Origin of the sequence: Desulfobotulus alkaliphilus, assembly GCF_007830435.1 — a bacterium.
Classification (GTDB): domain Bacteria; phylum Desulfobacterota; class Desulfobacteria; order Desulfobacterales; family ASO4-4; genus Desulfobotulus; species Desulfobotulus alkaliphilus.
Genome location: NZ_VLLC01000079.1, coordinates 1 through 1,751, shown reverse-complemented (window position 1 = coordinate 1,751; position 1,751 = coordinate 1). Strand labels below are relative to the sequence as shown.

The window sequence follows — 1,751 nt, the reverse complement described above, 5'->3', positions numbered from 1 at the left end:
AAAGGGGTCTGATAATCATATAAAGGATTACCTCACCGAGTCTTGTAAAAAATTGACACCTCCCTATTCATAGTAAGACTATGAAACCAAGGGCAAGAGACTTAAATCTCAATAGGATTTAGGAGGTGTCTTATGAAAACTTACGCTGGAATTGACCTTCATTCAAGCAATAATTTTATTGTAGTCATTGATAACGATGACAAACGGCTCTTTGAAAAACGAATACCCAATAATATTGAAAATGTTCTGAAAGCTCTTGAACCCTTTAAAAATAGTCTGGACGGCGTGGTAGTTGAGTCTACTTACAATTGGTACTGGCTCGTGGACGGTCTTCAAAAGCATTCTTATCCAGTCGTATTGGCCAATCCCGCAGCAATTCAGCAGTACAATGGACTCAAGCACTCCGACGATAAGTGGGACTCTTTCTGGTTGGCGCACCTTTTGCGGCTGAATATTTTACCAAAGGGCTATATTTACCCAAAAGAGACCAGAGCAATCCGGGATCTGCTCAGGCGAAGAATGATGTATGTCCAAGAAAAGACAAAACATTTTTTGAGCCTGCAAAGTCTGATCACAAGAAATCTTGGCAATAAAATAACAGGAAATAAGATCAAAAAACTAAAGGCATCAGATATCGAAGAAATGTTTGAATCTGACTATCTGGCTTTTACTGCAAAGAAAAATATTGAGACAATTGATTTTCTTAAAAATTCTATCAAAGAAATTGAAAAAAAGATCCTGACTGCTGCTGCATTAAAAACCGAATTTGAATTGTTGAAAACAATTCCTGGTGTTGGAGATATTCTCGCCCTTACCATAATGCTGGAAGTTGGTGATATTTTTCGTTTCGAACAGGTCGGTAACTATTCGTCTTATTGCCGGTGTGTAAAAAGTGAGCGTCACAGCAATGGCAAAAAGAAAGGAGAAAACAATAAAAAAAATGGGAACAAATATCTTTCATGGGCCTATATCGAAGCAGCAAATTTTACCATACGCTACTGCCCCGAGGCTCAACGGTTTTATCAAAGAAAGATGGCAAAAACCAACAGGGTTGTTGCACTGAAAGCACTAAGCAATAAACTCGCCAGAGCTTCTTACTATATCATGAGAGATCAGGTTCCCTATGATGCAAACAAGCTTTTTAACACACAAGATGAGGATGGTTTCAGAACTCCCCGATGATGAAGGTTTATCAACCCAAAGCTCCCGGAAGATGAATCCGGGATAATTTGGGATCCCATTCATCTTCCGGGAGCTTTGGAGGAGCCCAGCCTCCAGAAGCAGATAAAAATTCAATATCATTTTGGGAACAGCAGTTAACCGGTAAAGGGGTTGATTCAAACTCACTGGGTCTGATTGGGAGCTCCTGTTCCCTTTAAATAACAGATTGGTTGCACCTGCAAAGGTTTGATTCGCCTGTGTCGTGAACCTATTTTGGGGCTGGTTATAAAAACCATATGGTCTGATAAAAACATCTGGACACGATACAGAACTGAAGATTTTCTGGTCCGCCTTCAGGCGGAGGGGGCTGCTGGTTCTGTACAGCAGAACACGGCAAGCCTGGATCCCGATGGGTGACTGGTGCGGATCATTATTCCGCCATCCCAATAAAATTGAAATTTCAGATGCGAATTCAGACAGACCATCTGCACCATTCTGAGTTAACCATAATCAAGCAAAAAAAGAGGTGACGCTTGAACAGGAGAGGTGTTTTTTTACTTGACAGTTCCTTTAAATGGGTGACCCCTTTT

General features: G+C 40.8%; 1 protein-coding gene. It reads left to right on the top strand.

The window, feature by feature from the left end; translation table 11 throughout:
• Window positions 1-132: 132 nt before the first annotated feature.
• Window positions 133-1,182: an IS110 family RNA-guided transposase gene (locus tag LZ24_RS16930; protein ID WP_144686889.1), complete on the top strand. Its 1,050-nt coding sequence runs from the start codon at window positions 133-135 to the stop codon at window positions 1,180-1,182.
• Window positions 1,183-1,751: the final 569 nt, after the last annotated feature.